Origin of the sequence: Gracilibacillus sp. HCP3S3_G5_2, assembly GCF_052063305.1 — a bacterium.
GTDB lineage: Bacteria > Bacillota > Bacilli > Bacillales > Amphibacillaceae > Gracilibacillus.
Genome location: NZ_JBQHXU010000004.1, coordinates 369,186 through 376,077, shown reverse-complemented (window position 1 = coordinate 376,077; position 6,892 = coordinate 369,186). Strand labels below are relative to the sequence as shown.

Genomic DNA, 6,892 nt, shown 5'->3' with positions numbered 1-6,892 from the left:
CATATTAATTTTCAAAACTGAATTAAAGTGAAAAAGTCGGCACATTATTTCAGATTTCTAACTGGATTAAAGTGAAATTAGATGTCTGGGATAATGTGCTAATTTACACCAATTGTAAAGCCATCCAAACCAGGTAGCATTACATCTAAAATAACTAAATGAACATTATGTAGGTGTTGTTGATAGTTGTTCCCTGAACTTAAACATATCAAGTTATACCCCTTTTTATTTAGAGCATTGTGTACAATTTCTTCTATTTCTGGATCATCCTCTATATAAAGTATGTTTATCACACCAAAAAACCTCCGTATTACTTTACTTATAACTAATAAAGCCAACAGTTTTTAAACAAATAAGATACAAAGAAAAATAATTATAATGTACATGTATTAACTTCAATGTGGGTATGGTTAGTATGAAGGATAAAGAGACACTAGAAGCTCTAGAATGTTTAACAGCATTGAAGAGCAATTCCTGAATTATTCTGTAAAAACAAATCATTTGATGCTCTGTAAAATTGTAGTTTCTAATATCGTTAGTCCAGTCAAACTCATTTTCTCTTGGTGAAATCATGAGATGAAAGTTATGTAGGATTGTTACTAATTGACCGTAAAATATAAAATAATTATGATAAATCAAATTTATATTTACCATGTACTTCCTGTCAACTATTTACTTGAAAAGTTTTGTTAAATCATTGTAAAGGTAGAGACTGTAATAATACTCCTTAATGAAGAAGATTCACCTCGTTTTTTCACCAGAAGTAAGAGATGGCAACTGCTCGTGAAAAAAATTAGCTATTTTTAGTTAAGTTGACAGTATTCACAAACAGTTGTATCCTAATTTAATAACTGAATATTCTTATCTAGAGAGGTGGAGGGACTGGCCCTGTGAATCCTCGGCAGCGGACTTTTTATAGTACTGTGCCAATTCCAGTAGCAATTTGCTTAAAGATAAGAAGAGAGAGCGTTACGGATGCCAAATCCTCTTCTTATTAAAGAAGAGGATTTTTTTATAATGGTGCTAATTGTCCGTTAAACCCTTACTGAGGGAAGGCTAACTTTATAGAAAAGAGGGGATATTGATGGAGAAAGCAGTAGCAAAGAAATTATACAAAGCAGATCATGTTGGTAGTTTTTTAAGAACAGAACCGATTAAAGAAGCAAGAAAAGCGTATGAAGAGGGGCAAATTGATAAAGCTGCTCTTAAAGCAACAGAGGATACGGAAATTGAGAAATTGGTTCAAAATCAGATTAAGGTCGGGCTTAAATCGATAACAGACGGTGAATTCAGACGTTCATGGTGGCATTTAGATTTTCTATCTGGATTGGATGGCGTAGAGCAATTCGAGACGGAATACATAAGCAATTTTAAAGGGGCGAAAACGAAGAATAAAGCTATTAAGATTGTTGGCAAGATTGATTTTCGCGGACATGAGATGATTGAACACTTTACGTTTTTACAAGAAACGGTTGAAAAATATGGTGATGGCAGTCAAATTGCTAAATTCTCCATTCCTAGTCCCAATATGCTATTTACTAGAATCCAGGGAGACGAATATTACAACGGTAACAATGAGCAGTTCTTTCAGGATACTGTAATAGCTTATCAAAAGGCGATTCAAGCATTTTATGATGCAGGCTGTCGTTATTTGCAATTGGATGATACATCATGGATTGACTTCGTTTCTGACGAGCGAATCGAAGCGGTTATAGAGAAGAATAATATGAGTGTGGATGACATTATCGAGAAGCGAGTGCAATGCTTGAATGATGCTATTTCTAAGAAGCCAAGCGATATGTTGATAACAATGCACATTTGCCGAGGTAACTTCCGATCTACTTATATTACAAGTGGAGGATACAATCATATTTCAGACGCAATATTTGCTAAATTAAAGGTAGATGGATTATTTTTAGAATATGATGATGATCGTTCAGGTGATTTCGAACCGTTAAAAAGCTTCACACGTGATGATCAAATCGTTGTATTAGGACTGCTTACCTCTAAATTCCCAGAGCTCGAGGATTCAGATAAAATAGAAGCCCGAATCAAAGAAGCAAGCCAGTATATTCCACTGGAAAACTTAGCATTGAGTCCTCAATGTGGCTTTGCAAGTACGGAAGAAGGAAACAAGTTAACAGAAGAAGAGCAATGGAATAAAATACGTCATTTAATTAAAATCGCAGAAAGTGTATGGGGGGATATTTCATAACATTCATTATAGAAAGAAATGCATCAAAGGCTTATCCAGGAGAGAGAAGAGGAGCTTGCATCATTTAGATGGATTACCAGATGGAACGGTTTTGTTTGTGAAAGTAGAAGTATAACATATATCCAAATACATTAAGATACGACCAACAGCACAAAGTACAAATAAAGAGCAGGATAAAACGTTTGAGAAGAATTTAAAAGCCTGTAAGAAACCCGCATGTAATCAGTAGTAGATTTCAAGCGGGTTTTGATCTGTTCTTTACAATTATTTCGTAATCTTTCCTGTCAACTGAATAAATTCCTCTGCATCCTGCGCCATCAATTGAATTCCAGCTGCCCAGAAAGCTTCTTTTGTAATATCCACACCTAGGTGTTTCTCAGCAAGCTCCTCTACCTTCATGGAGCCTGTATCCCGCAATAATGCTATATATTTCTCTTCAAAACCTTCAGGATTGTCTAAATAATTCGCATAGATACCTAAGCTGAAGAGGAAGCCAAAGGTGTATGGGAAGTTATAGAATGGCACACTATCAATAAAGAAGTGTAGTTTGCTACTCCAGAAGTGTGGATGGTAGCTTGCTAAGCTGTCACCATATGCTTCTTTCTGTGCCTCAACCATTAACTCATTTAATCGTTTCTCTGATACAATCCCCTTCGCACGTTCTTCATAAAAGGCATTTTCAAAAAGGAAGCGAGCATGAATGTTCATGAACATTGCTGTAGCATTTTCTAATTTCGTGTTTAATAATGCAATTTTTTCTTCCTCAGATGTTGCATTTGCTACTGTGGCATTGTTAATAATCGTTTCAGCAAACGTACTAGCTGTTTCAGCGACATTCATGGCATAGTCCTGATTTAGAGTTGGTAAATCTCTCATCACATGGCTATGGAATGCATGACCTAATTCATGTGTTAATGTACTTGTGTCAGATGCTGAACCAGTAAACGTCATAAAAATACGTGACTCTTTAAGCTCTGGCAGGCTCGTGCAATATCCGCCAGGTCGTTTGTTTGGACGATCTTCTGCTTCGACCCAACGATTTTCCAAAGCATGTTTGGCGAAGTCTGCAAGCTTTTCACCAAATGAAGCAAAGTTTTCTATCACAAAATCACATGCTTCATCATATGTAAAACGTGTTGGTTCTACATCACCTAATGCTATGGGTGCGTCCACATCTTGCCAGCCGAGCTTCTCCATCCCTAATAGGTTAGCCTTTTGCTTAAGAAAAGCAAGGAATGGCTCTTTATTATTCGCAACAGCAGACCACATCGCATTTAGCGAATCCTCGGTCATCCGGTTATATTCTAAAGGCTCTTCTAAGTGGTGTTGATATTGATGTTTCTTTTGTAAGGTAATTCGATAGCCATCTAAATGATTTAAAATATCGGCAAAGATAGGACCATTTTTAGCCCACGCAGCTTCCCAGTTTTCGAATAGTTGTTTCCGCACTTCAGGATCTGGATCTGTATACATTCTGTTCATTGCTTGACCTACAGATAGCTCGGTCGTTTTGCCTTCTTGATCCGTAAATGGAATCGTCATCACCGAAACAACGGTATCATATAAATCGCTCCATGCAGTAAGTCCATCTTTATTTAATTCGGCGATTAGCTCTTCTTCCTCTTTGGATAGCAGTCTTTTCCCTTCATCACGAATTTCATTTAAAACGAAAGCAACCTCATGTAAATCCTTATCCTCTAGTAGCTTATGCCAATCATCATTTGCCATGTCTACTATTTTTTTCGTAAAGGTATTAGCATACTTTTGCATGTCACTATAGAGCTCTATAATTTGCCCTTTGACAACATTTGCATGCTCATCATTCATATATGCATCATGCCACATTTGCACGAAGGTGGAAGCTTGACCTAATCCTTTTTCGATAGTCTCGCGTTTTTGTAAAAGTGTTTTGAAAGCTTCAACTGGTAGTGTCTGATTCCAATCCTTTAAGAGAGATTGGTATTCGTTCATTTGCTTTGTTATATCTGTTAATTTAGCTTGCAATTCCTTGGATTTGGTACCACCAGGAAAAATAGATTCAAGGTCCCAAGTATCTACATATTTCATTTATCAGCACTCTCCTTTTCTACTATTGTAAACCTAGCATATCTAATTGAAAACTGTTATGTCTTGTTTAGTAGGTTTCCGGTTGACCAATATTAGAGGATATGACAGCATATGTAACCCTACATAAGGATTTCTACAATATCTATCAAATAAATAAAGACAACTAGAAAAATATAAATATATCCTGATAAACCAATTTTAATCTCATTTGGATAAGATTTGATTTATCGATACAATGGAAAAGTCATTTAAAAACAAATTACTTTTCGAGGAGGCTTATTCTTAATGAATACACAAAGGAAGTACATAATGGGAAAGAAAGCGATAACGCTTGTTTTGATTAGTCTTATAGCTGTTGCATTAGTAGGCTGTGGAGCAGGTTCAGAAGACACGGAAGCTTCTAGCGAATCAAAAGAGGAAATTTCTGTTGCAGTGGTACAAGATTACCCACCTTTCGAATATAAAGTAGAGGAAGAATTGACAGGTTTTGATGTTGAACTAGTGGAAGCGATTGCAGAAAAAGTGGATTTAGCAGTTAACTGGGAAATCATGAAATTTGATGGTATCATTCCAGCTCTTCAAGCAAATCAAGTGGATGCAGCTGTATCGGCTATCGGAATAAGAGAAGACCGTTTAGAAGTGGTGGATTTCTCTGATCCCTATTTTGAATCGGGTTTATCCTTAATTACTTTACAAGATAGTGCGATCGAAAGTGAAGAAGACTTGGAAGGGAAAACCATTGTTGCTAAACAAGGAACATCCAGTTTGCAATTAGCCAATGAATTAGCAGAACAATATAATGGGGAAGTTACTAGACTTCAAGATGATGCAACGATGTATATCGAATTGGAGAATGGTAATGCGGATATAGTAATTAACGATTATCCTAGTGTGGCTTACAAAATTAATCAAGATGGCGAAGATTCTCAGCTTAGAATTGTTGGCGATAAGTATCCGAGCGAAGATTATGGAATTGCGATTTCTAGAGGAAGTGAAGGTCTGGTAGAAAAAATTAATACTGGACTTCAAGAGCTAAAGGAAAGTGGCGAATATGATGAAATTTATAGCAAATATTTTTCAGAAGAATAATTCAATCAGTCAGGGTTTCAGATACTTACTGGTAGTTAGCGTTTGATAAAGATCCAATTGTTGATCAAAGAAAAGGTATGGTCTAGTTGACATACCTTTTGAAAAAGAAAGAGGGATACTGGGCATGAAGGAAACGATCAATATTATTTTGGAAAGCTTACCTACTTTATTAAGAGGGATGGGAGTAACGTTAGAAATAACTGTTATATCATTAATTCTTGCACTTTTTATTGGACTGGTGCTTGGTGTATTTAGTATCACAAAGAGCAGAATTTTGCGGACGATTTCCACAGCTTTTGTCGATATTATTCGAGGAACACCATTACTCGTTCAAATTTTATTTATTTACTTTGGATTGCCGAGTGTAATCGATATTAGCTTAACAGCATTTGCTGCTGGTGTGATTGCGATAACTGTTAATGCTTCCGCTTATTTAGTAGAAATATTCCGTGCTGGAATTAATTCGATTGATAAAGGACAAATGGAAGCTGGAAGAACGATAGGTTTTTCCTATAGCCAAACCATGAGATTAATTATTTTACCTCAAGCTATACGGCGAATGATTCCTGCATTTGTCAACCAATTTATTGTCAGTATTAAAGATACGTCACTCCTTTCTGTAATAGGCTTAGCAGAGCTCACCTTATCTGGCCAATCTATTTATGCAGTTAATTTCCGCGCTTTCGAGATACTATTTGTTGTTGGAGTACTCTATTTTGTCATTATTTATTCATTAAGTATATTCTCGCGATGGCTTGAAAGGAGATTAGATGTAGCATGAAAAAAATAGAAGTACATAATTTGAAAAAAACATTTGGGAAATTAGAAGTTCTTAAAGATATTACGATAGACGTTGATCCACAAGAAGTAGTTTGTGTAATTGGCCCTTCTGGTTCAGGGAAAAGTACATTCTTACGCTGTATAAACCTATTAGAAGAACCGACTGATGGTAACATCGTTATCGAGGGTGATAATCTCACTGGGCCCAATACTAATATTAATGTGTTACGCCAGCGAATGGGAATGGTATTCCAACAATTTAATCTTTTCCCCCACATGACGGTAATGGAAAATGTTACGCTTGGACCTAAACGATTAAAAGGAAAGTCATCAACAGAAGCAGAACAATTAGGTACCCAGTTACTTAATAAGGTAGGTCTGATAGACAAGGCTGCTGTTTATCCGGACAATTTATCTGGTGGACAAAAACAAAGAGCAGCCATCGCTCGTGCTTTAGCTATGGAGCCAACCATTATGTTGTTTGATGAACCTACCTCAGCACTAGATCCAGAAATGGTTGGCGATGTACTCCAAGTGATGAAAGAATTAGCGGAAGAAGGAATGACGATGATTATCGTAACACATGAAATGGGCTTTGCTAAGGAAGTTGCTGATCGTGTCATCTTTATGGATGGTGGGTTTATCGTGGAACAAGGGACACCAGAACAAATATTTAACAATCCGCAAAATGAAAGAACCCAAGCATTTTTATCGAAAGTATTATAGTGTGTTTTATCTAGG

6 protein-coding genes and 1 riboswitch are annotated in these 6,892 nt (G+C 36.4%); of the genes, 4 read left to right on the top strand and 2 right to left on the bottom strand.

Going from position 1 to position 6,892, the window contains the following annotated elements; all coding sequences use genetic code 11:
- Nucleotides 1-98 precede the first annotated feature (98 nt).
- A complete protein-coding gene (locus tag ACTNEP_RS08790; RefSeq protein ID WP_441161491.1) occupies nt 99-293 on the bottom strand; it encodes a response regulator in 195 nt (64 codons plus the stop codon).
- A gap of 565 nt (nt 294-858) precedes the next feature.
- Nucleotides 859-960, top strand: a riboswitch (SAM riboswitch).
- A gap of 124 nt (nt 961-1,084) precedes the next feature.
- Between ACTNEP_RS08790 and ACTNEP_RS08785 the strand changes: the two genes are divergently transcribed.
- On the top strand, nt 1,085-2,215 hold the full coding sequence (locus ACTNEP_RS08785; protein ID WP_441161490.1) for a 5-methyltetrahydropteroyltriglutamate--homocysteine S-methyltransferase: 1,131 nt from the start codon (nt 1,085-1,087) through the stop codon (nt 2,213-2,215).
- A gap of 264 nt (nt 2,216-2,479) precedes the next feature.
- Here ACTNEP_RS08785 and ACTNEP_RS08780 read toward each other — a convergent pair whose 3' ends face one another.
- Nucleotides 2,480-4,282, bottom strand: coding sequence for a M3 family oligoendopeptidase (locus ACTNEP_RS08780; RefSeq protein ID WP_441161488.1), 1,803 nt, complete (start codon nt 4,280-4,282; stop codon nt 2,480-2,482).
- Nucleotides 4,283-4,567: 285 nt separating this feature from the next.
- Between ACTNEP_RS08780 and ACTNEP_RS08775 the strand changes: the two genes are divergently transcribed.
- From ACTNEP_RS08775 to ACTNEP_RS08765, 3 genes are all read left to right on the top strand, one after another.
- Nucleotides 4,568-5,371 (top strand): transporter substrate-binding domain-containing protein, encoded by an 804-nt coding sequence (locus ACTNEP_RS08775; protein ID WP_441161486.1) that lies wholly within the window; start codon nt 4,568-4,570, stop codon nt 5,369-5,371.
- 124 nt (nt 5,372-5,495) lie between these two features.
- Nucleotides 5,496-6,152: an amino acid ABC transporter permease gene (locus ACTNEP_RS08770; RefSeq protein WP_441161485.1), complete on the top strand. Its 657-nt coding sequence runs from the start codon at nt 5,496-5,498 to the stop codon at nt 6,150-6,152.
- Nucleotides 6,149-6,877, top strand: coding sequence for an amino acid ABC transporter ATP-binding protein (locus ACTNEP_RS08765; RefSeq protein WP_441161484.1), 729 nt, complete (start codon nt 6,149-6,151; stop codon nt 6,875-6,877). Before ACTNEP_RS08770 ends, ACTNEP_RS08765 begins: the two co-directional genes overlap by 4 nt.
- Nucleotides 6,878-6,892: the final 15 nt, after the last annotated feature.